General features: G+C 37.0%; 1 pseudogene. It reads right to left on the reverse strand.

The features are described from left to right. Positions 1-51: 51 nt before the first annotated feature. Positions 52-246: pseudogene (locus tag ACFINS_RS10105) on the reverse strand (hypothetical protein); the annotation flags it as partial.

Genomic DNA, 246 nt, shown 5'->3' on the forward strand with positions numbered 1-246 from the left:
TGCCTTTTTGTTGATTTAAACGCATATCTAATCCAAAAAGATCAGCACTTTTCACTGAAAAGGATTTAACCCAATCTTCGGTTTTTCAAGCATTTGCATCAATTTATCCCATTTTTCAGCAGAAATAGGTTCTCCTTTCGGCTTAATCTCTGGTCTATCGAGTGAGGTAAATATCCCTTTAACAGTAGTTCGAATATCGTCTTCAAGCTTTTCACAGTAAAGCAAAAGATCAGCAGAAGCGGGCAT

It is taken from the genome of Bartonella sp. AA2SXKL, from assembly GCF_042197205.1.
GTDB lineage: Bacteria > Pseudomonadota > Alphaproteobacteria > Rhizobiales > Rhizobiaceae > Bartonella.